The following is a 22,386-nucleotide window of genomic DNA, read 5'->3' on the forward strand; positions in this document are numbered from 1 at the left end:
CGAAATGGAGATTGCCCTTCGCTCTAGGCGCGTCGTCGAGGGGTGCCTCGACTTCGCTCGACACGAACGGGAAGCGAGAAAGGTCCAAATCGACCGATAGTTGTCATAAGATCCTCCCTGTGCCGCAGGCATGGGGAGGTGACAGCGCGAAGCGCTGACGGAGGGGCAAATGGCGCGACGCCGCGGCCCCTCCACCACGCCCTGTGGGCGAGTGCTGGGCCGTCCAGTCCCCAGGACTGGACTTGACTGCCGGGGGCAGTTCAACCCCGCACTCCCCCCTCCCCATCGCTTCGAGACAGGGAGGTTTTTTAACGACAGCTCCCCACCCCTAACGGACGCTCTCGCACCGAACCCGAAAAGCTCAAGCCGCGCGCCGCCGGCTATGCACCATGATCGCGGTGAGCGCCGCCGGCGTCACGCCGTCGATGCGCCCCGCCTGCCCCAGCGTTTCGGGGCGCGCCTTGGTCAGCCGCTCGACCATCTCGCGCGACAGGCCTCCGATCGCGCCATAATCGAGCGCGGGGTCGAGCAGGATTGCCTCGTTCGCCGCGAGCGACCGCAGTTCGGCATCCTGCCGTGCCACGTAAGGAGCATAATGCGCGTCCTCGGCAACCTCCGACAGAATCGCCGGGTCGATCGCGTCGAGTTCGGGCGCGAGCAAAGCAAGCCGCGCCATCGTCATCTCGGGATAGCGCAGCAGGTCGATCCGCTTGCGCGCCATTCCGTCGCCCGGCAACGCCAGCCCGACCACGGCATAATCGGCGGTGCTCACCGCAGCGTCGAGCAAGGCTTCGGCCCTCGCCCGCTCGGCTTGGCGTTCGGCGAACAGTTCCGCCGTCGCCGGACGCACCAGCCCCAGCGCGATCCCCTTCGGCGTCAACCGCGTCGCGGCATTGTCGGCGCGCAGTCGCAGCCGATATTCGGCGCGCGCGGTGAGCATCCGATAGGGTTCGCTCACCCCCTGCAGCACCAGATCGTCGACCATCACCCCGATATAGGATTCAACCCGGTCGAGGATCAGCGGATCGCGCCCCTGAACGCTGAGCGCCGCATTGGCGCCCGCGACCAGCCCCTGCGCCGCCGCTTCCTCATAACCCGTCGTGCCATTGATCTGCCCCGCGCACCACACGCCGGGCATCGCGCGCACCTGCAACGTCCGGTCGAGCGCGCGCGGATCTATATGATCATATTCGACCGCATAGCCGGGGACGACCATCGTAACCCGCTCGAGCCCCTCCATCGTGCGCAGCATCGCAAGCTGCACATCGGCGGGTAGCGAGGTCGAAATGCCGTTCGGATAGACAAGATACGTGTCGAGCCCCTCGGGTTCGAGAAACACCTGATGCCCGTCGCGGTCGGCGAAGCGGTGGATCTTGTCCTCGATCGACGGGCAATAGCGCGGCCCGGCCGCCCCGATCGCCCCCGTGAACAGCGGCGATCGGTCGAGGTTCGCCGCGATGATCGCATGGGCTTCTACGTTCGTGCGCGTGATCGCGCAGAAAATCTGCGGCACCGTGCGGGTGCTGTTCCACGTGGAACAGGTCCAGCTCGCGCCATCGGCGCTGTCCGACGCCTGCTCGTCCAGCCGCGCCCAGTCGATCGTCCGCCCGTCGAGCCGCGGCGGCGTCCCCGTCTTGAGCCGCGCCATCGGCAGATCGGCTGCGCGAAGTTGCTCCGCGAGCCGGTGCGCTCCGGCCTCGCCGATGCGCCCGCCATCCATCCGCTCCTCGCCGCGGAACAGGCGTCCGCCGAGGAAGGTTCCGGTCGCGAGCACGACCGCGCTCGCCGTCAGCACCGACCCATCGGCGAGTTCGAGGCCCTCGACGCGTCCCTCGTCCGACAGCCGCAGCGCCGCCGCCTCGCCCGCGACGACGGCGATGCCATCCTCGGCGGCGAGCAAATCCTGGATCGCGTCGCGGTACAATTTGCGGTCGGCCTGGATGCGCGGCCCCTGCACCGCCGCACCCTTCGACGCGTTGAGCATCCGGTAATGAATCGCCGCGCTGTCGGCCGCGCGCGCCATCCACCCGTCGAGCGCATCGACCTCGCGCATCAGATGCCCCTTGCCGAGCCCGCCGATCGCCGGGTTGCACGACATCGTCCCGATCAGCGCGGGGTCGAAGCTGACGAGCGCGACGCGCGCGCCGAGCCGCGACGCGGCCGCGGCGGCCTCGGTCCCGGCGTGCCCCCCGCCGACGACGATGACATCGAAAATTGCGCTATCCGGCATGATGGCGGCGCGCATAGCGCAAAGCGCGCATCGAATCCACCGCACTGCTTGCCGCTCGATGTTTCACGTGAAACATCATTTCCCGATGCAGAAACGGCCGAACAGCGCGTCGAGCATCTCCTCGACCCCCGCGCGCCCGGTGATGCGGTCGAGCGCGGTCGCGGCGAGCCTAAGCCTTTCTGCAAGAAGGATTAAATCGCCAGCCTCCCGCGAATCGGCTTCGACCGTCAGCCATTGCTTTGCTTCGGCAAGTGCGGCGCGCTGGCGCTGGCGCAGCGCCGCCTCGCCCTCGCGCGGCAATAGCGTCCGCGCCATCTCGACGATCATGCGGTGCAGCTTGTCCATCCCCTCGCCCGTCGCCGCCGACAGCGCGAGGTCGCAATGCGCCGCGTCGGCCTCCGCCGCCGCGTCGCCGCGCCAGCGATCGGCCTGCGGCGCGATCGTGATGCAGCGGGGATGCTCCGGAGCTTCCTTCGGCCGCCCGAGCCACAACAATATGTCCGCCGCCTCGACCGCTGCCTTCGCGCGGTCGATCCCGATCGCCTCGATCGCATCGGCACCTCCCCCGCGGATCCCCGCCGTGTCCGAAAAGCGCATCGCGATGCCGTCGAGCGCCAGCGGCGTCTCGATCACATCGCGCGTCGTTCCTTCGACGGGCGACACGATCGCCAGCTCACGCTGAGCTAACGCGTTGATTAAAGTAGATTTTCCGGCATTTGGTGGCCCCGCTATCACCACCGACAGTCCCTCGGCGATCACCTCCGCCGCCGGCCGCGCCAGCCATGTGCCCAGCTCGTCCGAAAGCGCCCCCATCCCCGAAATCAAACGCCGCGCGGCACCTTCGACAACTTCCACATCATCTTCGTCGGCGAAATTGAGCTCGGCCTCCGCCCCCGCCATCAGTCCAAGCAGCCGATCCTGCCAGCCCGCCACCGCGCGCGACACATGCCCGCTCGCCATGCCGAGCGCCTGCACCCGCTGGCTCTCGGTCTCGGCCGCGAGCAGGTCGGCGAGCCCCTCGGCCTCGGCAAGGTCGATCCGCCCATTCTCGAACGCGCGCCGCGTGAACTCGCCCGGCTCGGCGCGGCGGAGCCCCGGCAGCGCCGCAAGCGCCGCCTCGACCGCCGCAACCACCGCGCGTCCGCCGTGCAGATGCAGCTCGGCCAGATCTTCGCCCGTCGCCGTCGCCGGCCCCGGAAACCACAGGATCAGCGCCCGATCGAGCGCCGCACCATCGCCGTTCTTCAACTCCGCCAGCACCGCGCGGCGCGGCGCGGGCAGGCGTCCCGCCAGCGCTTGCAGCGCCGCCCCGGCCGCCGGTCCGCTGACGCGCACGACGCCGATCGCCGCCGGCGGCATCCCGCTCGACAGCGCGAAAATCGTATCGCTTGACGGATCTTGATTCAGCTCTTGCGCCCCTTGGCGGGCTTGTCATCATCGGCAGTTGCATCGGCCGGCTTCGCTCCGCCCATCAGTCCGCCGCCGAACTGGCCGAGCAACGACTGGACCAGCCCCAGCCCGCTCTCGCCCATCGGCACCCAGGTCTTGACCATCGACTGGACCATGTCGGGCGTGATCCCCTTCGCCATCAATTCCTTGACGCGGTCGAGGTAGATGTCGTGCAGCGGCTCGAGATCGGGGAGACCGAACAGGCGCCGCGCTTCCTCGGGGGTGCAATCGATCTCGATATTGAACTTCATCGCCTGTCTCCGCCCCGAAAAATGCCGGTTAGCCGCTTGAGCCATGCCCATCGCGCGTCTAGCTTCGCGCTTTCACCGCAAAGAAGCAAGAGACAGGAGAGCTCCCCGCATGGCCGCGACCAACATCTCGATCCCCGCACTCGACGGGACGAACGAAATTCCCGCTTATGTCGCGCGCCCCGACGCCGACAGCTCGCGCGCGATCATCGTCATTCCCGAAATTTTCGGGATCAACGAAGGGATTCGCAAGAAATGCGACGATTGGGCGGCCGAAGGCTATCTCGCGATCGCACCGGACATCTTCTGGCGCTTCGCGCCCGGGGTCGAGCTCAATCCCGATGTCGAGGCCGAGCTGCAGGAAGCCTTCGGCTATTTCGCCCAATATGATGCCGACGACGGGGTGAAGGATATCGAGGCGGCCATCCGCTGGCTGCACGGCCAGGGTGCGAGCAAGGTCGGTGCGGTGGGCTTCTGTCTCGGCGGCCGCCTCGCCTATATGACCGCGGCGCGCACCGATATCGATGCGTCGGTCGGCTATTATGGCGTCATGATCGACCAGATGCTGAACGAAAGCCACGCGATCGCGCGGCCGCTGATGCTCCATATCCCGACCGAGGATCATCTCGTCGACCATGATGCGCAAAAGCGGATTCACGAAGGGCTCGATCCGCATCCGAAGGTGACGCTTCACGATTATCCGGGGCTCGACCACGGCTTTGCCGCGACGATGGGCAACCGGCGCGACGAGGACGGCGCGCAGCTCGCCGACGGCCGCACGCGCGCCTTTTTCGCCGAGCATCTCGCATGACCGCGCCGCATCCCGGTCTCGCCGCCTGGCACGCCTATATGGCGGGCGGCGGCGCCCCGCGGGCCTTGCGCGACCTGCTCGCCGAGGATGCGGTGTTCCACTCGCCCGTCGTCCACACGCCGCAGGAAGGGCGCGACAAGGTCTTCGCCTATCTCCACGCCGCGAGCCATGTCCTCGGCGGCGACGATTTCCGCTATCTGCGCGAGATCGTCGACGGCAACCAAGCCGTCCTTGAGTTTCAGAGCATCCTCGACGGCATCCAGATCAACGGGGTCGACATCATCCGGTGGAACGCCGACGGAAAGATAGAAGATTTCAAGGTGATGGTCAGGCCGCTCAAGGCGATCAACAAGGTCTGGGAAAAAATGGCCGAAATGCTCGCAGCGCAGGCCGCAAGCTAGATCAGGCTGAGCTCGGCAAGCTCGCGATACAGTTCGGGCGGCAACGCGCCGATCCCGCTCGCATCGTCGATACCCTTGGGCGCATCGGCATCGATCAGGTACCGCCACCCCTGGTGCGCCCGCTTCGGCTGCGGGTGCACGCGCTCGAGGTCGGCGACGCAGACAATGTCGACGCGGCCATCACTACGATCGTCGAAGCGCAGGATTTCGACGCGCGCGACGAGCGTGTGTTTGACGATGAAATGCAGCTTGCCGCCGATCAGCTCGTCGGCGCGCTTGGGCCGGAAGCGTGTCGCGAAACGGATCTCGCCATCGGCGGCGTAATTGGCGATCCGTGCCTCAAGCGCAGGATAATCGGAGCAGCCGACGGCGACGCGGGTCATATGGAGCTGGGGCATGATCGCGAGATGGGAAGCCGATACGAAAAAGCCAGCCCCTCACGAGGCTGGCCCTTTCATTTTACGCTGAAAACCGGTCAGCCGAACAAGGTTCCGACGCCGACGCTCGGGTCGACCCAGCCGTCGTAGATCATCTTGACCGCGACATAGACGATCACCGCGAGGCCGAGATAGGCGATCCAGCGGTAACGCTCGATATATTGGGCAATGATATTCGCCGCGATGCCCATCAGCGCGACGGCAAAGATCAAGCCGACGATCAGGATGCCGGGGTGCTCGCGCGCGGCACCCGCGACCGCGAGCACATTGTCGAGGCTCATGCTGACGTCGGCGACCGCCACCGCCCAGGCGGCACCCGCGAAGCTCTTGGCGGGCTTCAGGCCCGAATGTTCATCGCCCGCAATCTCGGGCGAACCCTGCGACTGGCCCGTGTGGCGCAGTTCGCGCCACATTTTCCATGCCACCCAGATCAGGAGCAGCCCGCCGACGAAGATCAGCCCGACGATCTGCATCAACTGCGTCACGACGAGCGCGAAAGCGATGCGAAGAACCAGCGCGGCGAGCACGCCGATCAGGATGACCTTCTTGCGCTGGTCGGCGGGCAGCCCCGCGGCGAGTGCGCCGACGACGATCGCATTGTCGCCCGCCAGGACGAGGTCGATCATCAGCACCTGCAGGAACGCCGCGAAGGCGGCCGGCTCGGTAATGTTAGAGAAATCCTTGACGATCGCGTCCCACATTCCGGCGGGGCCGCCGAAACCGCCGGCGTGCGACGCGGCCTGAGTCAGAAATTCCAAAATCACAGCGGCTCTCCGAAATAACTGACCTCTGGAATAGGGTCATAAAAGCGATGCAGCAACGCCCGCCACCGTCCGTAGCGGTCCGATTGCCGGAAGCCGTCGCGATGATCCGCGACAGACCTCCATTCGACCAACAGCAGATAAGCCTGTCCGGTTGCGGCCGGGCGGAAAATTTTGAGCGAGATAAAGCCCGGTGAGGCTTCGATCAGCGGCTTTGCCTCTGCCACAGCCGCCTCGCTTCCCGCACGAACGGGCAGCAGGGCGTGTTCGATCACCGCCATGACCCGGGCTTACTGGTTCATGCTGTCGAAGAAATCCTCGTTGGTCTTCGAATCCTTGATCTTGTCGAGCAGGAATTCCATCGCGTCGACGGTGCCCATCTGCATGAGGATGCGGCGCAGCACCCACATTTTCGACAGCTTGTCCTTCTCGACGAGCAATTCTTCCTTGCGGGTGCCCGACTTGCCGACGTCGAGGCTCGGGAAGATGCGTTTGTCGGCGACCTTGCGGTCGAGCACGATTTCCGAATTGCCCGTGCCCTTGAATTCCTCGAAGATCACCTCGTCCATGCGGCTGCCGGTGTCGATCAGCGCGGTCGCGATGATCGACAGCGAACCGCCTTCCTCGATGTTGCGCGCCGCGCCGAAGAAGCGCTTCGGCCGCTGGAGCGCATTGGCATCGACACCGCCGGTCAGCACCTTGCCCGACGAGGGAACGACGGTGTTGTAAGCGCGGCCGAGGCGCGTGATCGAGTCGAGCAGGATGACGACGTCCTTCTTGTGCTCGACGAGGCGCTTCGCCTTTTCGATCACCATTTCGGCGACCTGGACGTGGCGCGTCGCGGGCTCGTCGAAGGTCGAGGAGACGACTTCGCCATTCACGCTGCGCTGCATGTCGGTGACTTCCTCGGGACGTTCGTCGACGAGGAGGACGATGAGGTAGACCTCGGGGTGGTTGTCGGTGATCGCCTTGGCGATATTCTGCAGCAGCACCGTCTTGCCGGTGCGCGGCGGCGCGACGATCAGCGCGCGCTGGCCCTTGCCCTGCGGGCTGACGAGGTCGATGACGCGCGCCGACTTGTCCTTGACGGTCGGGTCGACGGTGTCGAGCGACAGCTTCTGGTTCGGATAGAGCGGGGTGAGGTTGTCGAAATTGACGCGGTGACGCACCGCTTCGGGATCGTCGAAATTGACCTTGATCAGCTTGGTCAGCGCGAAATAGCGTTCGCCGTCGCGCGGGGCGCGAATCTCGCCCTCGACCGTGTCGCCGGTGCGCAGGCCATATTTGCGGACCTGGTTCGGCGAGACATAGATGTCGTCGGGGCCCGCGAGATAGTTCGCGTCCGACGAGCGCAGGAAACCGAACGAGTCGGGGAGAACCTCGATCGTCCCCGATCCGATGATTTCCTCGCCCTCTTCGGCGAGTTCCTTCAGGATCGAGAACATCAGGTCCTGCTTGCGCAGCGTCGATGCGCCTTCGACACCCAGTTCTTCCGCCATTTCGACGAGTTGGGCGGGCGCCTTGGTCTTGAGTTCTTTGAGGTGCATTGGATGGATTCCAGGTAGGTCTTCGGGAAAAATAGGACGCGAATTTGTCGCACCGCGGGGGTGCCTATCCGGCCGTGGGACGACCGTTTCGATAGCATCGGCGCGGGGGACGCGCCGCCCGTATGGAACGGGGTTGAATCGCCCCTATAACCGGCTTCGGATCAAGTCAATCGGGCTGCGCCGGGGCGATGAAGGTCAGGGTCGCACGACGACGAGGATGACGATGATCGCCGCGGCGACGCCGGGCACCTCGTTGAGCATCCTGAGCTGTTTTTCGCTGAGCGGGCGCTCGCCCTTCTTGAGCTTCTTGAAATAGCCGATCATCCAGCCGTGATAACCCGACAGCGCGATCACGAGCAGCAATTTGGCGATAAACCAGCCCTCGCGCCAATAATCGCCGTTGAAGGCGAGCATCAGCCCAAAGATCCAGACGATGATCAGCGACGGGTTCAAAATGATCCGCCGCAGCCGGTCCTCGCGCTCGATCCACTTCTTGTCCTCGTCGGACCCGACCGGAGCCTGATGATGATAGACGAAGAAGCGCGGCATCATGAACAGGCCGGCCATCAGGAAAATCACGAAAATGATATGCGCGGCTTTGATCCAAAGCATCGTCGCCCCCAAAAAACCTGCCAGTTCCATAGATTATCCGCCGCGAACGCGTTTGATGAGATGTTCGACATGCGCGATCGGCGTGTCGGGCACGATGCCATGGCCGAGATTGAAGATATGGGGACGCGACGGGAAAGCCGCAAGGATGCGGTCGATCGCCGCATCGAGCGCGCCGCCGCCCGCGACGAGCGCGAGCGGGTCGAGATTGCCCTGCACGGGCAGATGCGCCGGCAGCGCGGCGTCGGCCCATATAGGGTCTACCGTCTCGTCGAGACCGATCGCGTCGACTCCGGTCTCGTCGGCATAGGCGCGAAGCTTGCCCCCGGCACCCTTCGGAAAGCCGATGACCGGCGTATCGGGATGCAGCGCCTTGATCCGCCGCACGATCTCGGCGTTGGGGGCGATCACCCATTGCTCATATTGGGCGGGGGAAAGACTGCCCGCCCAGCTGTCGAACAATTGCACCGCGTCGACGCCATTTTCGATCTGCCCCGACAAATAGGTGATGGTCAGCTCGACGATCGCGTCGACGATCGCCTGGAAGGCTTCGGGATCGCCGAACGCCATGCGCCGCGCCGCAGCCTGGTCCTTCGACCCCTGTCCCGCCACCATATAGGTCGCGACGGTCCATGGGCTTCCGGCGAAGCCCAAGAAAGTCGTCTCGGGCGGCAGCGCCGCCGCGACGCGCGCGACGGTTGCATAAACCGGGTCGAGCCGCTCGGGTGCCGCCTCGAGCAACGCCAAAGCGCTGTCGACGAGCGGCGGCGCGAGCCGCGGCCCCTCGCCCGCTTCGAACCACAGATGCTGACCGAGCGCGTGCGGGATGACGAGAATGTCGGAAAAGAGGATCGACCCGTCGAAGCCGAAACGGCGGATCGGCTGCAGCGTCACTTCGGCGGCGGCCTCGGGATCGTAGCAGAGCTCGAGAAAACCGCCCTTGGTCTCGCGGAGCGCGCGATATTCGGGCAGATAGCGTCCGGCTTGGCGCATCAGCCAGAGCGGCGGGCGTTCCTGCCGCACCCCGCGCAGCGTCGCGAGCAGCTTCTTCGGTGACGCCTTCACGCGGCCCCTCTTTCTCTCTTCATATAGTTTTAAATATGATTGTGGTGGTTTGTAGGTCGGCGGACAAGGCGGCTTTAGGCCGGGGCGTCCTTTTTGCCAACAGCTTGACTCGGGGCGTTGCGGGTCACGCCCCGGAGTCGCCTTGCACAGTCCCCCTAATTCACAGCCTGTGGATAAGATTCGTCCCATGTGGATAAGCGGTGGAGCGGAATCGACACGGCCGGGGATGAATCCTGCCTGCCGAAATCATCCCGGGGCTTTTGCCAAATTTATCCACAGGGGCTTTTCGTCGTCGCGGGCGTGATCCGGCATTGCCTTTTTTCGCGGACTCCCGCCATGGTGGCGCGATGGGCCGGCTTCACCTTCACCTCATATCCGATTCCACGGGCGAGACGCTCGAAAATATCGCCAAGGCGGCGATCGCGCAGTTCGACGATGTCGAGGTGGTGCGCCATTTCTGGCCGATGGTGCGGTCGGAATCGCATCTCGACCGGATCATGGCCGAAGTGCAGGCGAGCCCCGGCATGATCCTCTTCACCCTCGTCAATGGCGAGCTGCGCGCCAGCCTCGAACGCCGCGCGGGGGCGCAGGGCCTGCCGACCGTCGCCGCGCTCGACGCGGTCACCGACGCGCTGTCGCGGATGCTCGGGCAGGAAGCGAAGGCGCGTCCGGGCCGCCAGCACGTTCTCGACGCCGCCTATTTCGCGCGCGTCGAGGCGATTCAATTTACCGTCGCGCACGACGACGGCATCGGCTGGGAAAATTGGGAACAGGCCGACATCGTTCTCGCCGGCGTGTCGCGCACGTCGAAAACGCCGACGAGCATCTATCTTGCCAACCGCGGCTTCAAGACCGCGAATATCCCGATCGTTCCCGAATCGCCGCCGCCGAACGCGCTGTTCAACCTGAAGCGCCCGATGATCGTCGGGCTGACGACCGGGCTCGACCGGCTCGTCCAGGTTCGCCGCAACCGGCTGCTGTCGCTGAATCAGGCGCCCGAAACCTCCTATGTCGACGACGAACGCGTCAAGGCCGAACTCGCTTATGCGCGGCGGATGTTCGCCGACAATGGCTGGCCGGTGATCGACGTGACGCGCCGCTCGATCGAGGAAACCGCCGCCGCGGTGATCAAGCTCGTCGAAGACCGGACGGACGCATGAGCTTGCTCCTCGCCTCGCAAAGCAGTGGCCGCGCCGCGATGCTTCGCGCCGCCGGGCTGACCTTCGAAACCAGCGCCGCGCATGTCGACGAGGAGGCGCTCACCGCGTCGCTGCTCGCCGCCGGCCAGACGCCGCGCAACATCGCCGACGCGCTCGCCGAGGCGAAGGCGGTCAAAATATCGTCGCGGCTTCCCGGCGTGACCGTGCTCGGCGCCGATTCGACGCTCGCGCTCGACGATGGCGCGATGCTCGCGAAACCCGGAAGCCCCGAAGAGGCCGCCGATCATCTCCGCCGCATGGCGGGAACGCGGCACCGGCTGTTCAGCGCCGCGGTCGCCGCGCGCGACGGCGCGTCGGTCTGGCGCGCGGTCGGCGAGGCGAAGCTCTGGATGCGCCCCTTGTCGGACGCCTTCATCGCCGACTATGTCGCGCGAAACTGGGACAGCATCCGCTGGACCGTCGGCTGTTACGAAATCGAAGGGGCGGGCGTGCAATTGTTCGACCGGGTCGAAGGCGACCCCTGGACCATCATCGGCATGCCGATGCTTCCCTTGCTGGCGTGGCTGCGCACCATCGGGCTCGCGCCGCAATGAGCGCACCTTACGCAGAAGTGATCGGCGACCCGATCGCACAATCGAAATCGCCGCTGATCCACGGTTTCTGGCTCGACGCGCTGGGGCTCGCCGGCGATTACCGCCGCGCGCATGTGAAACCCGACGAGCTCGCCGCCTATATCGCTGAGCGCCGCAGCGATCCTGACTGGCGCGGCTGCAACGTCACCATGCCGCACAAGGGGGCGGTTATGGATCTCGTCGACGATCCGGGCGATATCCGCGGCACGATCGGCGCGATGAACACCGTCGTGCGCCAGCCCGACGGGTCGCTGATCGGTACCAACACCGATGCCGCGGGCTTTTATTCGCCGCTCGCCGAACTCGATCTCGAGGGCGCGCCCGTCGCGGTGGTCGGTGCCGGCGGGGCGGCGCGCGCGGTGCTGTTCGCGCTTGCCCGCGCCCATGTCGGCAAGGTGACGATCTTCAATCGCTCGCCGCTGAAGGCGATGGGCCTGCTCGCGACCTTCGGGCTCAAGGGCGAGGTGGTCGCGCTCGACGCTCCGCTGCCGCCAGTGTCCCTGCTCGTCAATTCGAGCAGCCTCGGCATGGCGGGCCAGCCGCCGCTCGATCTCGACCTGTCGCCGCTCCCCGACGATGCGATCGTCTACGACCTCGTCTATTCGCCGCTCCAGACCGGGCTGCTCAAAGCCGCGGCGGCGCGCGGGCTCGACACCGTCGACGGGCTCGACATGCTCATCGGTCAGGCCGCGCTCGCGTTCGAGCTGTTCTTCGGCGCGTCGCCGCCCGAAGGCCGCGACGAGGAATTGCGCGCGCTGCTGGTGGCCGGATAATAGGGACATGACCCATCGTCCGCGCCCCGGCTCGCGGCTGCGCCGGCCGTTCATTCTCGGGCTTACCGGCTCGATCGGCATGGGCAAGTCGACCGCCGCGGCGATGTTCGAACGCGAGGGCGTCCCCGTCTTCGACGCCGATGCGATGGTCCACCGGCTGCAAGGTCCCGGCGGCGCGCTCGTCGCGGCGATCGAGGCGCGCTTCCCCGGCACCACCGGGCCGAACGGGGTCGACCGGCAGAAACTCGGCGCGCGCGTGCTCGGCAACACCCATGAACTCGCCGCGCTCGAAGCGATCGTTCATCCGGCGGTCGGCAAGGCCCAGAAACGCTTCCTCGCCCGCCACCGCGCGCGCGATTTCGTCGTGCTCGACATTCCCTTGCTCTTCGAAAAGGGCGGCTGGCGCAAGGTCGGCGCGATCGCGGTCGTTTCGGCGCCCGCGTGGATGCAGCGCAAACGCGTGATGCGGCGCCCTGGCATGACGACTGCGAAACTGAAGGCAATCCGCCGCCTGCAGGTTCCCGATCGGGTCAAGCGGTCGCGCGCCGATTTCATCATCGAAACGGGCCGCCCCAAAAGCGAGACGCACCGCCAAATTCGTTTCATCACCTCTTGTTTCCACGCCCGATAGGGTCCAGATTATCCATTCGATGCGCGAGATTATTTTCGATACCGAAACCACGGGTTTCGATCCCAGAAGCGGGGACAGGCTGGTCGAAATCGGATGTGTCGAGCTGATCGACCGCCGCGAAACCGGCGTCACCTTCCACGCCTATTTCAATCCCGAGCGCGATATGCCCGCCGCCGCCGAAGCGGTGCACGGGTTGTCGATCCAGTTCCTCTCGGACAAGCCGCTGTTCGCGGCGCGCGTCGACGAGCTGATCGAATTCCTCGGCGATGCGCCGCTGGTCGCGCACAATGCCGCCTTCGACTTCGGCTTCGTGAACGCCGAACTCGCCCGCGCCGGCCGCCCCGCGCTCGACATGGCGCGCATGTGCTGCACCGTGCAGATGGCGCGCAAGCTTCATCCGGGCGCGAAGCACAGCCTCGACGCGCTCTGCACGCGCTACGGCATCGACCGCAGCCACCGCGTCAAGCATGGCGCGCTGCTCGACGCCGAACTGCTCGCGCATCTCTATATCGAAATGACCGGCGGGCGGCAGATCGGCCTCGGTCTCGCGGCGGCCGCTGCCGTCTCGGTGTCGATGGACGCCGACGCGCCCGCCGCGCCGCGCGGCCCCGACCGCCCTTTTCGCGAACCCCGTCCCCATATGGCGTCGGCCGCCGAAATCGCGCGGCACGCCGAATTTGTCGCAGGGCTGAACCAGCCGCTGTGGCTCGATACGGTGTAACGACTCTCCCATTGTCGTCGCACCGGCCAAGAAGGAGAAGAAAAATGGAAATCCGCGTCTCTGGCCACCAGATCGAAACCGGCGAAGCGCTCCAGGCGCATGTGTCGGACCGGATGAACGCGATTGCCGACAAATATTTCTCGCGCGCGATCGGGGCGCACGCGACCTTCGGGAAAGGTCCGCACGACAGTTTCCAGTGCGACATCGTCGCGCATGTGATGCAGGGGCTGGTGCTCAAGGGGCACGGTCAGGCGCAGGACGCGCATGTCGCGTTCGAGGGCGCGGCCGAACGCATCGAAAAGCAGCTCAGGCGCTATATGCGGCGGTTGAAGGATCATAATAATGGCGTGGCGGCCCCGTCGCCGACGATCGACGAGATCGAGGATAATGCGGCCTACACCGTCTTCGACGCCGGCAGCGAAGAGGATGCGGGCGACGCGCCCGCGATCATCGCCGAAACGCGCGTCGACATTCCCAGCAGCAGCGTGTCCGACGCGGTGATGATGCTCGACCTTCGGAACACCAACGCGCTGCTCTTCGTCAACAGCAAGACCGGCACGCATAATATGGTCTATCGTCGCGACGACGGGACGATCGGCTGGGTCGAACCACGATAGGGCTGGATTTTCTCCGCCATCCGGCTTAAGGGCCGCGCCCAACGATGCCCGAAGCCGGGATGGCGGGGGGCCTGCCACGACAGATCCGCGACCGCTTGCCAGCCAAGTTCCTGGCGGCGGCCGGCGTTTAACAAGATTTGGCCAGACGATGAATCTTTCTTCCCTTCTCTATCCGGCGACCGTGCGCGCGCATGTTCAGCTCGATTCGAAAAAGGCGCTTTTCCCCTTCGTCGGCGATCTCGCCAGCCGTTCGCTCGGCCTCGACGCCGGCGAAGTCAGCGAGGCTTTGCTCGAACGCGAGCGTCTGGGTTCGACCGGCTTCGGCCGCGGCATCGCGCTGCCGCACGCCAAGATGGCCGACCTCGGCGGGGTGCGCGGCCTGTTCCTGCAACTGGCGCGGCCGATCGATTTCAACGCGGTCGACGGGCTGCCGGTCGACCTGCTTTTCGTCCTGCTCTCGCCGCTCGACGCCGGCGCCGACCATCTGAAAGCGCTCGCGGGCGTGTCGCGGATGCTGCGCAACGAGGCGATCGCCGACCGGCTGCGCGGTGCGAAGAATGACGAGGCGCTCTACGCGCTGCTCGCCGACACCGAAACGCGTGACGCGGCGTAACGCCGTTTAGCATGTTGACTAAATCCTCCCTGTGGCGAAGCCATGGGGAGGGGGACCGTTCGCGAAGCGAATGGTGGAGGGGCCGTAACGTCGCGTCATTGCCCCTCCGTCAGCGGCTTCGCCGCTGCCACCTCCCCATCGCGACAGGGAGGATCGTTGTGACCCGCCTCAAAAGCCGCTTCCTCGTCGACCTGCTCCTCCGCCGCACCGAGGCAGCGGGAGGTTTTGCCACTATTCTCGCAAAAGGCGACGACACGTCGGGCGTCATTCTCGTCCAGTGCAGCGATCGCGGCGAGCCCGGCCCCCTTCTCGAACGGCGCTTCGCACCCGGCGGCCACTATATTTGGGAGGATGTCGGCCCAAGCGACGCAAAAGATAGTGAATCGCGCGCCAATTATCAGGAGCGGCGGCGAAGAGCCGATCCCGATCTGTGGATCGTCGAACTGGATATCGCAGATGCGCCACGACTCGTCGCGGAGTGGGCCGCGTTAACTTGACTCTGTTGCGGCGCACAATAACTGGCGCCCATTCGATAACGCGTAGGTCGTTCCGCGGGTTGCATCGCCTTGGGCGAAGCTCCGGTAAAACGGTTCGGACACGCAGTCGGACGATGACCGCAGGCGATATTGGACCATAGTCCCCCGCCTGTTTTGAGAGGTTCGGTTCATCGGCCGCCCTTTTGACGGACACTATGAGTCGCATTTTGAACGTGGCCGGCATGGCTGCCGTCGGCATGACTGCCGCCTCCATGCTGCTTCTGGCGGAACCGGGCTTTGCAAGCGATCTTGCGGCCGACGCCAATATTCCCGCCATCATCCTCCCGGGCACCGATGCGCCGGCGGTCGAGGAACAGGCGAATCTCCCGACCGAAATCGAAACCCCGGTCGAGGACAGCACCCAGAACGAAACCGAAGCCGACCCCGCGCCGACCCCGGCGCCGGTGACCGCCGCGTCGCTCGCCGAACTCGTCGCCGCGACGCCGCGGCCCGCCGAAATCGATCCCGAACTGCGCTGCCTCGCCGGCGCGGTCTATTTCGAATCGCGCGGCGAATCGCTTCCGGGCCAGCTCGCGGTCGCGCATGTCGTGATCAATCGCGCCCAGTCGGGCCGCTTCCCCAAAAGCCTGTGCGGCGTCGTCCATCAGAAAAGCCAGTTCAGCTTTGTGCGCGGCGGCCGGATGCCGGCGATCCGCCAGGGCGCCCAGTGGAACAACGCCGTCGCGATCGCCCAGATCGCGCGCGACGGCAGCTGGAAGAACCACGCCCCCGGCGCGCTCTTTTTCCACGCGCGCTACGTCTCGCCGGGCTGGCGCAAGACGCGCATCGCGCAGATCGACAACCACATCTTCTATCGTTGATCTTTGATCCTCCCTGTCGCCCTTCGGCTGGCCGGCAGGCCGGCCGCTCAGGATGAACTGCCCTTCGGGCAGCGATGGGGAGGTGGCAGCGCGCAGCGCTGACGGAGGGGCTATTAGCGCGACGTCGCAGCCCCTCCACCACTCGCTTTGCGAGCGGTCCCCCTCCCCATGCCTGCGGCACAGGGAGGATCGTCGCGCATCCCGTTCATTGCCAAGCCATAATTGCTGGCGCATGATGCGCGGATGACGCGTCCTCTTTTCGCCGCCCTGCTCGCTGCAGCGGCGCTCGCTCTCGGCGGCTGTGCCACCGCGGTTCCGCCGGTCGAAGTCACGCGCTTTCATACCAACGCGGCGCCAAGCTGGGCGCCGGGCACGCGCTACGCCATCGCGACCGACCCGCTCGATGCTCCGGGGACGTTCGACGCCCCGGGGACACGGCCCCCGGGCGCGGCGATACCCTCGCTCGAATGGAACAGCTACCGCGCCGCGGTCGACCAGCAGCTCCAGCGGCAGGGGCTGGTCCCCGCCGGGTCGGGCGAACGCGCGCCGCTCCTCGTCCGCATCTCCTTCGACCGCGTCGAACAGCTGCCCGAGGGGCGCCGCTCGCCCGTGTCGGTCGGCGTCGGCGGTTCGACCGGCAGCTATGGTTCGGGCGTGGGTCTCGGGATCGGCATCAATCTCGGCGGCGGTCCGAAGCGGATGGCCGATCTTCAGCTGTTCGTCCGCATCGACAATGCCGCCACTGGCCAGGCCTTGTGGGAAGGCCGCGCGCTGACCGCGGTTCCGGTCAAGGCGCCCGCCAACCAGCCCAGCCTCGCCGCGGCGAAATTGGCCGAAGCCCTATTCAAGGACTTCCCCGGCGAATCGGGACGCACTATCAGCGTCAAATGACCATCAGCATCAACGCCGCTTTCGACAGCGGCAATATCGTCGTGGAAAATGTCGACGGCACGTCGGCGCGCCTTTCGATTCGCAAGGATCGCGAATCGGACTTTTTCCAGTGGTTCCACTTTCGCGTTGCGTGCAGCATCGGCGACGCGCTCGAACTCGCGATCGCCGGGCTGGCCGAATCGGCCTATCCCGACGGCTGGCCGGGCTATGCCGCCTGCGCTAGCTATGACCGTGAATATTGGTTCCGGCTCGACACCAGCTATGACGCGGGCACGCTGACGATCCAGCACACCGCCGAGAGCCCGATCCTCTATATCGCCTATTTCGCGCCTTACTCGATGGAACGCCACCACGATCTGATCGCCTCGGTCGCCGAATGCGAAGGCGTGACCTATCGTTGCCTCGGCACCAGCCTCGAAGGCCAGCCGATCGACTGCCTCGAAATGGGCACCGGCGACACGCAGGTCTGGCTCTATGCACGCCAGCATCCCGGCGAATCGATGGCCGAATGGTGGATGGAAGGCGCGCTCGAAAAACTCACCGACACGGCCGACCCGCACGCGCGCTCGCTGCTCGGCAAGTGCCGCTTCCACATCGTCCCGAACATGAACCCCGACGGCTCGCGCCGCGGCCATCTGCGCACCAATTTCGCCGGGGTGAACCTCAACCGCGAATGGGACAATCCGACCGCCGAGCGCAGCCCCGAAGTGCTCGCGGTGCGGGGTGCGATGGACGCCACCGGCGTCGACTGGGCGATGGACGTCCATGGCGACGAGGCGATCCCCGCGGTCTTCCTCGCGGGCTTCGAAGGCATCCCGTCGCTGAAGAGCGAGCAGACCGAGAAATATAAGGCGTTCGAAACCGCGCTCGCCGCGAACACCCCCGATTTCCAGGTCGACCTCGGCTATGAAGAATCGGGGCCGGGACAGGCGAATCTTTCGATGTCGACGACGCAGCTCGCCGAACGCTTCGGCGCGGTGTCGATGACGCTCGAAATGCCGTTCAAGGACAATCGCGACCTGCCCGACCCGGCGCGCGGGTGGTCGCCCGAACGCTCGAAGCTGCTCGCCCACGCCTGCCTCGCGACGCTGGACCAGATGCTGTGAGTGACGCCTGGCGGATCGTCGAGGACGATCTGTCGGGCGCCGCGATCCGCGCGCTGCTCGAGCAACATTTCGCGGGCATGCTCGCGAACTCGCCCGCCGAAAGCTGTCATTTTCTCGATTTCGACGGACTGCGCGCGGGCGAGGTGACCTTCTGGTCGATCCACCGCGGCGACGAACTCGCGGGCTGCGGTGCATTGAAGATGCTCGATGCGCGGCATGGCGAGATCAAGTCGATGCGCACCCACGACGCCTTTCTGCGGCAGGGCGTCGCCGCACGCATGCTCGTCCATATCGTCGCCGAAGCGCGCAGCCGCGGCCTCGACCGCCTCAGCCTCGAAACCGGATCGGGTCCGGCTTTCGAACCCGCGCTTGCACTTTACGCGCGCCACGGTTTCGAAGAGTGCGAACCCTTCGCCGACTACAAGCCCGACCCTTTCAGCCGCTTTATGACGCGAAGCCTGCAGGTTTAACCGTTCGTCATCCCGGACTTGATCCGGAATCCATTGCTACGCCGGTTCGAATGGACCCCGGATCAAGTCCGGGGTGACGGGATTTGCGCGGCCAAGAATTGCGAACCTAAAACGGGGCCCGGAAGGGACTCCGGACCCCGCATCATCTAGCCAAATCGGCCTCCGTTTACGCGGCCTTCTTGTCTTCGATCGCCGGCTGCGTGCCGCCGATCGCGATCTTGTGCGGCTTCATCGCCTCGGGCACTTCGCGCACCAGGTCGATCGTCAGCAGCCCGTCGGCGAGGTCGGCCGCGCTCACCCGCACGAAATCGGCGAGCTGGAAGCGGCGCTCGAACGCGCGCGTCGCGATGCCGCTATAGAGCAATTGACGCGTCTCGCCCTCGGCCACGGGCGCCTTGCGGCCGCTCACGGTCAACATATTCTGCTGCGCGGTGATGTCGATCTCGTCGGATTTGAAACCCGCGACCGCCACGGTGATCCGGAAATGGTCGTCGGCAAGCCTTTCGATATCGAAGGGCGGATAATTTTCGGCGCCCGAACCGCCGGTTTCGAGGAAATCGAACAATCGGTCGAAGCCGACGGTCGAACGGCGATAGGGGGTCCAGTCGAAGCTGTTACGCATGATTCATTCCTTCCTCCAAAAAGCGAAGCAAAGGGACCGCGGCGCGCGCCGCGATCGCCACCCGGCCCCGTATCGGCGGCCGGACGAGGCAAATCTGGGTGCAGCTGAAACCATTTCAAGAGGGCGGTTGGCGTTCGGCGAAAAGCCGCGCCAGACCCTGTTTCAGCAAGATTGAAACGCGAGACGGAGCCGATTTTGCCGCGAGGCGAGGCGCGAGGAGGGAGCGATGGTTTTCCATCGTGACCGACGAGCAACGACGTCCTCGCGGTAAAATCGGCCCGCCGCCGCAGGCGGTCGTCCAGCGAGCCGCGCTGGGCGCGCCGCGCCGTTTGCACGGGCCGCCGGCCCGCGCCGCACAACGCTTCTCCCCAGCACAGCTCGCTGGACGATCTCGTCGCTTCAATCTTGCTGAAACAGGGTCTAAAGGGGCGGCAACTCTCCTCCAGCGCAAGGACCTGAAATGCCCCAGCTCATCCTCATCCGTCACGGCCAGTCGCAGTGGAATCTCGAAAACCGCTTCACCGGCTGGTGGGATGTCGATGTCACCGAAAAGGGTGCGGCCGAAGCCTGGGCCGCCGGCGAGCTGATGAAGGCAAAGGGCGTCGCGCCCGACACCTGCTTCACCTCGGTCCAGACGCGCGCGATCAAGACATTGAACCTCGCGCTCGAGGCGATGGGCCGCCTCTGGCTCCCCGTCACCAAGGACTGGCGCCTCAACGAGCGCCATTATGGCGGCCTCACCGGGCTCGACAAGGCCGAGACCGCGGCGAAGCATGGCGACGAGCAGGTCAAGATCTGGCGCCGCAGCTTCGACATCCCCCCGCCGCCGCTCGACGCCGGCTCGGAATGGGACCTGTCGGGCGACCCGCGCTACGCCGGCATCGCGATTCCCTCGACCGAAAGCCTCAAGGACACGATCGCGCGCGTGCTTCCCTATTATGAAGCCGCCATCGTCCCCGAACTCGCCGCGGGCAAAACGGTGCTGATCTCGGCGCACGGCAACAGCCTGCGCGCGCTCGTCAAGCATCTCTCGGGCATTTCGGACGCCGACATCACCGGCCTCGAAATCCCGACCGGCCAGCCGATCGTCTACGACCTCGCCGACGATCTGACCGCGCGCGAACGCTATTATCTCAGCGAGCGGTAATAACCGTCGCCCCCGCGAAGGCGGGGGCCGCTATCGATCCAGCGCAACAGTACCAGCCGACCTCGCTTGCGCGGGGACGCCGGGAAAACAATCAGTCGCGCAGCAGCTCGTTGATCCCGGTCTTCGCGCGCGTCTTGGCGTCGACGCGTTTGACGATCACCGCGCAGTAAAGCGACGGTCCCGGTGTCCCGTCGGGCAGCGGCTTGCCCGGCAGCGATCCCGGCACGACGACCGAATAAGCGGGAACCTCGCCCATGAAGACTTCGCCCGTCGCACGGTCGACGATCTTGGTCGACGCGCCGAGGTATACCCCCATCGACAGCACCGCGCCTTCGCGCACGATCACCCCCTCGGCGACCTCGGCGCGCGCGCCGATGAAGGCGCCGTCCTCGATCACCACCGGCCCGGCCTGCAAGGGTTCGAGCACGCCGCCGATGCCCGCGCCGCCCGACAGATGGACGTTCGCGCCGATCTGCGCGCAGCTGCCGACGGTCGCCCAGGCGTCGACCATCGATCCCTCGCCGACATAGGCGCCGATATTGACGAAGCTCGGCATCAGCACCGCGCCCTTGCTGATAAAGGCGCCGCGGCGGACGATCGATCCGGGGACGGCGCGAAAGCCCGCGTCGCGAAAGCGGTTCTCGCCCCATCCCGCGAATTTCGACGGCACCTTGTCCCACCAGGTCGCGCCGCCGGCGCCGCCCTCGATGATCTCCATGTCATTGAGGCGGAACGACAGCAGCACCGCCTTCTTCAGCCATTGGTTGACCTGCCAGCTACCGCCGGCATCGCGCTCGGCGACGCGGTAGCTGCCGTCGTCGAGCCCCGCGAGCGCACTCTCGACCGCCTCGCGCACCGCGCCGGTCGTGGTCAGCCCCAGCGTGTCGCGCGCGTCCCACGCGGCTTCGATCGTGCTCTGCAGGTCGGTCGTCATGAAATTCCCCAAGGTGAAGGCAAGGTATCGAGCCAGTCGGCGATGTCGGTCGCGTGGAAATCGACATGGTCCGGCAGGTGGTCCCGATGGCCGCTTTCGCTGCCATTGTCCAGCCACACGGTCGTCATCCCCAGCCGCTTCGCCGGGGTCAGGTTGCGCGCCATATCCTCGACGAACAGGCTCTTCACCGGATCGACGCCGAGGTGCGCGACCATCATATCATAAGCCGCCGCGTCGGGCTTGGGCGTATAGCGCGTGATCCGGATATCGCAGATGCCGTCGAACAGGTCGGCGATCCCGCGCGCTTCGAGCACGCGCGCCGCATAATCGGCATCGGCATTGGTGAAGACCATCCTGCGCCCCGGCAGCCGCTCGAGCCCGGCGCGCAGCCGCGCGTCGACGCTCAGCCGGTCGAGCGCGATGTCGTGGACGTCGACCAGAAAATCCTCGGGGTGCACGCCGTGGTGGCGCATCAGCCCCGCCATCGTCGTGCCATGATCGTGAAAATATTGCTTCTGCACCCGCCGCGCCTCGGCGGCATCGACGTTCAACAGCCGCATGATGAAGGCGCCCATGCGCGCGTCGATCAGGTCGAACAGCTTCGCCGACGGCGCATAGAGCGTGTTGTCGAGATCGAAAATCCAGCTGTCGATATGGTCGAGTGCGGGGGGCATGATGACCGGGCGCATAAAGGCTGCGGTGGGCAGCGGCAAGGCGCTCGAAATATCCTCCCTGTGGCGAAGCCATGGGGAGGTCGCAGCGCCCTTCGACTGCCTTGCAGGCGCTCCGGATAAACTGCGCCCTCGGCGCAGCGCTGACGGAGGGGCTTTGGCGCACCGCCGCAGCCCCTCCACCATCCGCTTCGCGGACGGTCCCCCTCCCCACCGCTAGGCGGCAGGGAGGAACGGGAACCCGCAATTAACCGCATGATGCTACCCTTGGTGCATCCGTCGCGCTAAAAGGCGGGCATCAGGACAAGGGGAACGGTCATGGCCGACGCGAACCGACGCAGCCGCATCCGGTGGATGGCTGGACGGTCTTTACCCCTTTTGCTCGGCATCGCCGCGCTTTCGCTTGGCGGCTGCGGTGGCGGAGGCAGCGGCAGCGTCCGTCCGTCGCCGACGCCGGCGCCCCCGCCCGCTCCGGCGCCAACC

General features: G+C 65.9%; 28 protein-coding genes. 16 read left to right on the forward strand and 12 right to left on the reverse strand.

The window, feature by feature from the left end; all coding sequences use genetic code 11:
* Nucleotides 1–361: 361 nt before the first annotated feature.
* The 3 genes from mnmG to FG95_RS17375 all read right to left on the reverse strand — a co-directional run bounded on the left by mnmG (nucleotide 362) and on the right by FG95_RS17375 (nucleotide 3,930).
* On the reverse strand, nucleotides 362–2,230 hold the full coding sequence (gene mnmG, locus FG95_RS17365) for a tRNA uridine-5-carboxymethylaminomethyl(34) synthesis enzyme MnmG (protein WP_037557525.1): 1,869 nt from the start codon (nucleotides 2,228–2,230) through the stop codon (nucleotides 362–364).
* Between the two features lie 75 nt (nucleotides 2,231–2,305).
* Nucleotides 2,306–3,610, reverse strand: coding sequence for a tRNA uridine-5-carboxymethylaminomethyl(34) synthesis GTPase MnmE (gene mnmE, locus FG95_RS17370; RefSeq protein WP_268746868.1), 1,305 nt, complete (start codon nucleotides 3,608–3,610; stop codon nucleotides 2,306–2,308).
* 23 nt (nucleotides 3,611–3,633) lie between these two features.
* The gene (locus FG95_RS17375) at nucleotides 3,634–3,930 is read right to left on the reverse strand and encodes a DUF6489 family protein (RefSeq protein WP_037557485.1); all 297 of its coding nucleotides are present in this window, start codon (nucleotides 3,928–3,930) and stop codon (nucleotides 3,634–3,636) included.
* 109 nt (nucleotides 3,931–4,039) lie between these two features.
* On the opposite strand from FG95_RS17375, the gene FG95_RS17380 reads away from it, so the two are divergent.
* A complete protein-coding gene (locus tag FG95_RS17380) occupies nucleotides 4,040–4,738 on the forward strand; it encodes a dienelactone hydrolase family protein (protein WP_037557486.1) in 699 nt (232 codons plus the stop codon).
* Nucleotides 4,735–5,139, forward strand: a complete 405-nt coding sequence (locus FG95_RS17385; RefSeq protein WP_037557487.1) for a nuclear transport factor 2 family protein — start codon at nucleotides 4,735–4,737, stop codon at nucleotides 5,137–5,139. Before FG95_RS17380 ends, FG95_RS17385 begins: the two co-directional genes overlap by 4 nt.
* Here FG95_RS17385 and FG95_RS17390 read toward each other — a convergent pair.
* The 6 genes from FG95_RS17390 to hemE all read right to left on the reverse strand — a co-directional run bounded on the left by FG95_RS17390 (nucleotide 5,136) and on the right by hemE (nucleotide 9,558).
* A complete protein-coding gene (locus FG95_RS17390; RefSeq protein ID WP_235211607.1) occupies nucleotides 5,136–5,522 on the reverse strand; it encodes a DUF1489 domain-containing protein in 387 nt (128 codons plus the stop codon). The genes FG95_RS17385 and FG95_RS17390 overlap by 4 nt on opposite strands.
* A gap of 92 nt (nucleotides 5,523–5,614) precedes the next feature.
* Entirely contained in the window at nucleotides 5,615–6,277 is a 663-nt protein-coding gene (locus FG95_RS17395; protein WP_409581488.1) for a TerC family protein, read from the reverse strand.
* Nucleotides 6,278–6,336: 59 nt separating this feature from the next.
* Nucleotides 6,337–6,618: an antibiotic biosynthesis monooxygenase family protein gene (locus FG95_RS17400; RefSeq protein ID WP_037557489.1), complete on the reverse strand. Its 282-nt coding sequence runs from the start codon at nucleotides 6,616–6,618 to the stop codon at nucleotides 6,337–6,339.
* 9 nt (nucleotides 6,619–6,627) lie between these two features.
* Nucleotides 6,628–7,884 carry a transcription termination factor Rho gene (rho, locus tag FG95_RS17405; RefSeq protein ID WP_037557490.1) on the reverse strand — a complete coding sequence of 419 codons (1,257 nt, stop codon included), beginning with the start codon at nucleotides 7,882–7,884 and terminating at the stop codon, nucleotides 6,628–6,630.
* Between the two features lie 195 nt (nucleotides 7,885–8,079).
* A complete protein-coding gene (locus FG95_RS17410; protein WP_409581468.1) occupies nucleotides 8,080–8,496 on the reverse strand; it encodes a CopD family protein in 417 nt (138 codons plus the stop codon).
* A 33-nt stretch (nucleotides 8,497–8,529) separates the two neighbouring features.
* Nucleotides 8,530–9,558 (reverse strand): uroporphyrinogen decarboxylase, encoded by a 1,029-nt coding sequence (gene hemE / locus FG95_RS17415; protein WP_037557492.1) that lies wholly within the window; start codon nucleotides 9,556–9,558, stop codon nucleotides 8,530–8,532.
* Nucleotides 9,559–9,905: 347 nt separating this feature from the next.
* Between hemE and FG95_RS17420 the strand changes: the two genes are divergently transcribed.
* The 12 genes from FG95_RS17420 (at nucleotide 9,906) to FG95_RS17475 (ending at nucleotide 18,529) form a co-directional block, all read left to right on the forward strand.
* Complete coding sequence (locus FG95_RS17420; protein ID WP_037557493.1) at nucleotides 9,906–10,718, forward strand: pyruvate, water dikinase regulatory protein; 813 nt, start codon at nucleotides 9,906–9,908, stop codon at nucleotides 10,716–10,718.
* Nucleotides 10,715–11,311 (forward strand): Maf family protein, encoded by a 597-nt coding sequence (locus FG95_RS17425; RefSeq protein WP_081933224.1) that lies wholly within the window; start codon nucleotides 10,715–10,717, stop codon nucleotides 11,309–11,311. The genes FG95_RS17420 and FG95_RS17425 overlap by 4 nt, the downstream gene beginning before the upstream one ends.
* A complete protein-coding gene (gene aroE, locus FG95_RS17430; protein WP_037557494.1) occupies nucleotides 11,308–12,123 on the forward strand; it encodes a shikimate dehydrogenase in 816 nt (271 codons plus the stop codon). The genes FG95_RS17425 and aroE overlap by 4 nt, the downstream gene beginning before the upstream one ends.
* Before the next feature lie 7 nt (nucleotides 12,124–12,130).
* Nucleotides 12,131–12,754: a dephospho-CoA kinase gene (gene coaE / locus FG95_RS17435; protein WP_052182470.1), complete on the forward strand. Its 624-nt coding sequence runs from the start codon at nucleotides 12,131–12,133 to the stop codon at nucleotides 12,752–12,754.
* Nucleotides 12,755–12,773: 19 nt separating this feature from the next.
* Nucleotides 12,774–13,475 carry a DNA polymerase III subunit epsilon gene (dnaQ, locus tag FG95_RS17440; RefSeq protein WP_037557495.1) on the forward strand — a complete coding sequence of 234 codons (702 nt, stop codon included), beginning with the start codon at nucleotides 12,774–12,776 and terminating at the stop codon, nucleotides 13,473–13,475.
* Between the two features lie 44 nt (nucleotides 13,476–13,519).
* Nucleotides 13,520–14,092: a ribosome hibernation-promoting factor, HPF/YfiA family gene (gene hpf / locus FG95_RS17445; RefSeq protein ID WP_037557496.1), complete on the forward strand. Its 573-nt coding sequence runs from the start codon at nucleotides 13,520–13,522 to the stop codon at nucleotides 14,090–14,092.
* Between the two features lie 148 nt (nucleotides 14,093–14,240).
* Entirely contained in the window at nucleotides 14,241–14,705 is a 465-nt protein-coding gene (locus tag FG95_RS17450; RefSeq protein ID WP_037557497.1) for a PTS sugar transporter subunit IIA, read from the forward strand.
* A 158-nt stretch (nucleotides 14,706–14,863) separates the two neighbouring features.
* The gene (locus tag FG95_RS17455) at nucleotides 14,864–15,202 is read left to right on the forward strand and encodes a DUF1491 family protein (RefSeq protein WP_235211608.1); all 339 of its coding nucleotides are present in this window, start codon (nucleotides 14,864–14,866) and stop codon (nucleotides 15,200–15,202) included.
* 236 nt (nucleotides 15,203–15,438) lie between these two features.
* Nucleotides 15,439–16,062, forward strand: a complete 624-nt coding sequence (locus FG95_RS17460; protein ID WP_235211609.1) for a cell wall hydrolase — start codon at nucleotides 15,439–15,441, stop codon at nucleotides 16,060–16,062.
* Nucleotides 16,063–16,305: 243 nt separating this feature from the next.
* A complete protein-coding gene (locus FG95_RS17465; protein WP_037557499.1) occupies nucleotides 16,306–16,953 on the forward strand; it encodes a DUF4136 domain-containing protein in 648 nt (215 codons plus the stop codon).
* Complete coding sequence (locus tag FG95_RS17470; protein WP_037557500.1) at nucleotides 16,950–18,059, forward strand: M14 family metallopeptidase; 1,110 nt, start codon at nucleotides 16,950–16,952, stop codon at nucleotides 18,057–18,059. Before FG95_RS17465 ends, FG95_RS17470 begins: the two co-directional genes overlap by 4 nt.
* Nucleotides 18,056–18,529 carry a GNAT family N-acetyltransferase gene (locus FG95_RS17475; RefSeq protein WP_037557501.1) on the forward strand — a complete coding sequence of 158 codons (474 nt, stop codon included), beginning with the start codon at nucleotides 18,056–18,058 and terminating at the stop codon, nucleotides 18,527–18,529. The genes FG95_RS17470 and FG95_RS17475 overlap by 4 nt, the downstream gene beginning before the upstream one ends.
* A gap of 166 nt (nucleotides 18,530–18,695) precedes the next feature.
* Here FG95_RS17475 and FG95_RS17480 read toward each other — a convergent pair whose 3' ends face one another.
* Entirely contained in the window at nucleotides 18,696–19,151 is a 456-nt protein-coding gene (locus FG95_RS17480) for an Hsp20 family protein (protein ID WP_037557502.1), read from the reverse strand.
* Between FG95_RS17480 and FG95_RS20840 the strand changes: the two genes are divergently transcribed.
* Both FG95_RS20840 and gpmA read left to right on the forward strand, forming a co-directional pair.
* Nucleotides 19,150–19,326, forward strand: a complete 177-nt coding sequence (locus FG95_RS20840) for a hypothetical protein (RefSeq protein ID WP_161786574.1) — start codon at nucleotides 19,150–19,152, stop codon at nucleotides 19,324–19,326. The two genes, FG95_RS17480 and FG95_RS20840, sit on opposite strands and share 2 nt — an antisense overlap.
* Before the next feature lie 285 nt (nucleotides 19,327–19,611).
* Nucleotides 19,612–20,298: a 2,3-diphosphoglycerate-dependent phosphoglycerate mutase gene (gene gpmA, locus FG95_RS17485; RefSeq protein ID WP_037557503.1), complete on the forward strand. Its 687-nt coding sequence runs from the start codon at nucleotides 19,612–19,614 to the stop codon at nucleotides 20,296–20,298.
* A gap of 91 nt (nucleotides 20,299–20,389) precedes the next feature.
* On the opposite strand, the gene dapD is transcribed toward gpmA, so the two are convergent.
* Both dapD and FG95_RS17495 read right to left on the reverse strand, forming a co-directional pair.
* Entirely contained in the window at nucleotides 20,390–21,232 is an 843-nt protein-coding gene (gene dapD / locus FG95_RS17490; RefSeq protein ID WP_037557504.1) for a 2,3,4,5-tetrahydropyridine-2,6-dicarboxylate N-succinyltransferase, read from the reverse strand.
* Complete coding sequence (locus tag FG95_RS17495; protein ID WP_235211610.1) at nucleotides 21,229–21,921, reverse strand: pyrimidine 5'-nucleotidase; 693 nt, start codon at nucleotides 21,919–21,921, stop codon at nucleotides 21,229–21,231. Before FG95_RS17495 ends, dapD begins: the two co-directional genes overlap by 4 nt.
* Nucleotides 21,922–22,386: the final 465 nt, after the last annotated feature.

This window comes from Sphingopyxis sp. LC363 (assembly GCF_000756385.1).
Taxonomy (GTDB): domain Bacteria; phylum Pseudomonadota; class Alphaproteobacteria; order Sphingomonadales; family Sphingomonadaceae; genus Sphingopyxis.

Excerpts from the sequence above, each read along its gene's own strand:
- FG95_RS17380 (WP_037557486.1), top strand. The coding sequence starts at position 4,040 with ATGGCCGCGACCAACATCTCGATCCCCGCACTCGACGGGACGAACGAA.
- FG95_RS17470 (WP_037557500.1), top strand. The coding sequence starts at position 16,950 with ATGACCATCAGCATCAACGCCGCTTTCGACAGCGGCAATATCGTCGTG.
- coaE (WP_052182470.1), top strand. The coding sequence starts at position 12,131 with ATGACCCATCGTCCGCGCCCCGGCTCGCGGCTGCGCCGGCCGTTCATT.
- FG95_RS17410 (WP_409581468.1), bottom strand. The coding sequence starts at position 8,496 with ATGCTTTGGATCAAAGCCGCGCATATCATTTTCGTGATTTTCCTGATG.
- dnaQ (WP_037557495.1), top strand. The coding sequence starts at position 12,774 with ATGCGCGAGATTATTTTCGATACCGAAACCACGGGTTTCGATCCCAGA.
- rho (WP_037557490.1), bottom strand. The coding sequence starts at position 7,884 with ATGCACCTCAAAGAACTCAAGACCAAGGCGCCCGCCCAACTCGTCGAA.
- gpmA (WP_037557503.1), top strand. The coding sequence starts at position 19,612 with ATGCCCCAGCTCATCCTCATCCGTCACGGCCAGTCGCAGTGGAATCTC.
- FG95_RS17480 (WP_037557502.1), bottom strand. The coding sequence starts at position 19,151 with ATGCGTAACAGCTTCGACTGGACCCCCTATCGCCGTTCGACCGTCGGC.
- FG95_RS17425 (WP_081933224.1), top strand. The coding sequence starts at position 10,715 with ATGAGCTTGCTCCTCGCCTCGCAAAGCAGTGGCCGCGCCGCGATGCTT.
- FG95_RS17460 (WP_235211609.1), top strand. The coding sequence starts at position 15,439 with ATGACTGCCGCCTCCATGCTGCTTCTGGCGGAACCGGGCTTTGCAAGC.
- hpf (WP_037557496.1), top strand. The coding sequence starts at position 13,520 with ATGGAAATCCGCGTCTCTGGCCACCAGATCGAAACCGGCGAAGCGCTC.
- FG95_RS17400 (WP_037557489.1), bottom strand. The coding sequence starts at position 6,618 with ATGGCGGTGATCGAACACGCCCTGCTGCCCGTTCGTGCGGGAAGCGAG.
- FG95_RS17450 (WP_037557497.1), top strand. The coding sequence starts at position 14,241 with ATGAATCTTTCTTCCCTTCTCTATCCGGCGACCGTGCGCGCGCATGTT.
- FG95_RS17465 (WP_037557499.1), top strand. The coding sequence starts at position 16,306 with ATGACGCGTCCTCTTTTCGCCGCCCTGCTCGCTGCAGCGGCGCTCGCT.
- mnmG (WP_037557525.1), bottom strand. The coding sequence starts at position 2,230 with ATGCCGGATAGCGCAATTTTCGATGTCATCGTCGTCGGCGGGGGGCAC.
- FG95_RS17390 (WP_235211607.1), bottom strand. The coding sequence starts at position 5,522 with ATGACCCGCGTCGCCGTCGGCTGCTCCGATTATCCTGCGCTTGAGGCA.
- dapD (WP_037557504.1), bottom strand. The coding sequence starts at position 21,232 with ATGACGACCGACCTGCAGAGCACGATCGAAGCCGCGTGGGACGCGCGC.
- FG95_RS17495 (WP_235211610.1), bottom strand. The coding sequence starts at position 21,921 with ATGCGCCCGGTCATCATGCCCCCCGCACTCGACCATATCGACAGCTGG.
- FG95_RS17385 (WP_037557487.1), top strand. The coding sequence starts at position 4,735 with ATGACCGCGCCGCATCCCGGTCTCGCCGCCTGGCACGCCTATATGGCG.
- FG95_RS17420 (WP_037557493.1), top strand. The coding sequence starts at position 9,906 with ATGGGCCGGCTTCACCTTCACCTCATATCCGATTCCACGGGCGAGACG.
- FG95_RS17395 (WP_409581488.1), bottom strand. The coding sequence starts at position 6,277 with ATGTGGGACGCGATCGTCAAGGATTTCTCTAACATTACCGAGCCGGCC.
- aroE (WP_037557494.1), top strand. The coding sequence starts at position 11,308 with ATGAGCGCACCTTACGCAGAAGTGATCGGCGACCCGATCGCACAATCG.
- FG95_RS20840 (WP_161786574.1), top strand. The coding sequence starts at position 19,150 with ATGATTCATTCCTTCCTCCAAAAAGCGAAGCAAAGGGACCGCGGCGCG.
- FG95_RS17375 (WP_037557485.1), bottom strand. The coding sequence starts at position 3,930 with ATGAAGTTCAATATCGAGATCGATTGCACCCCCGAGGAAGCGCGGCGC.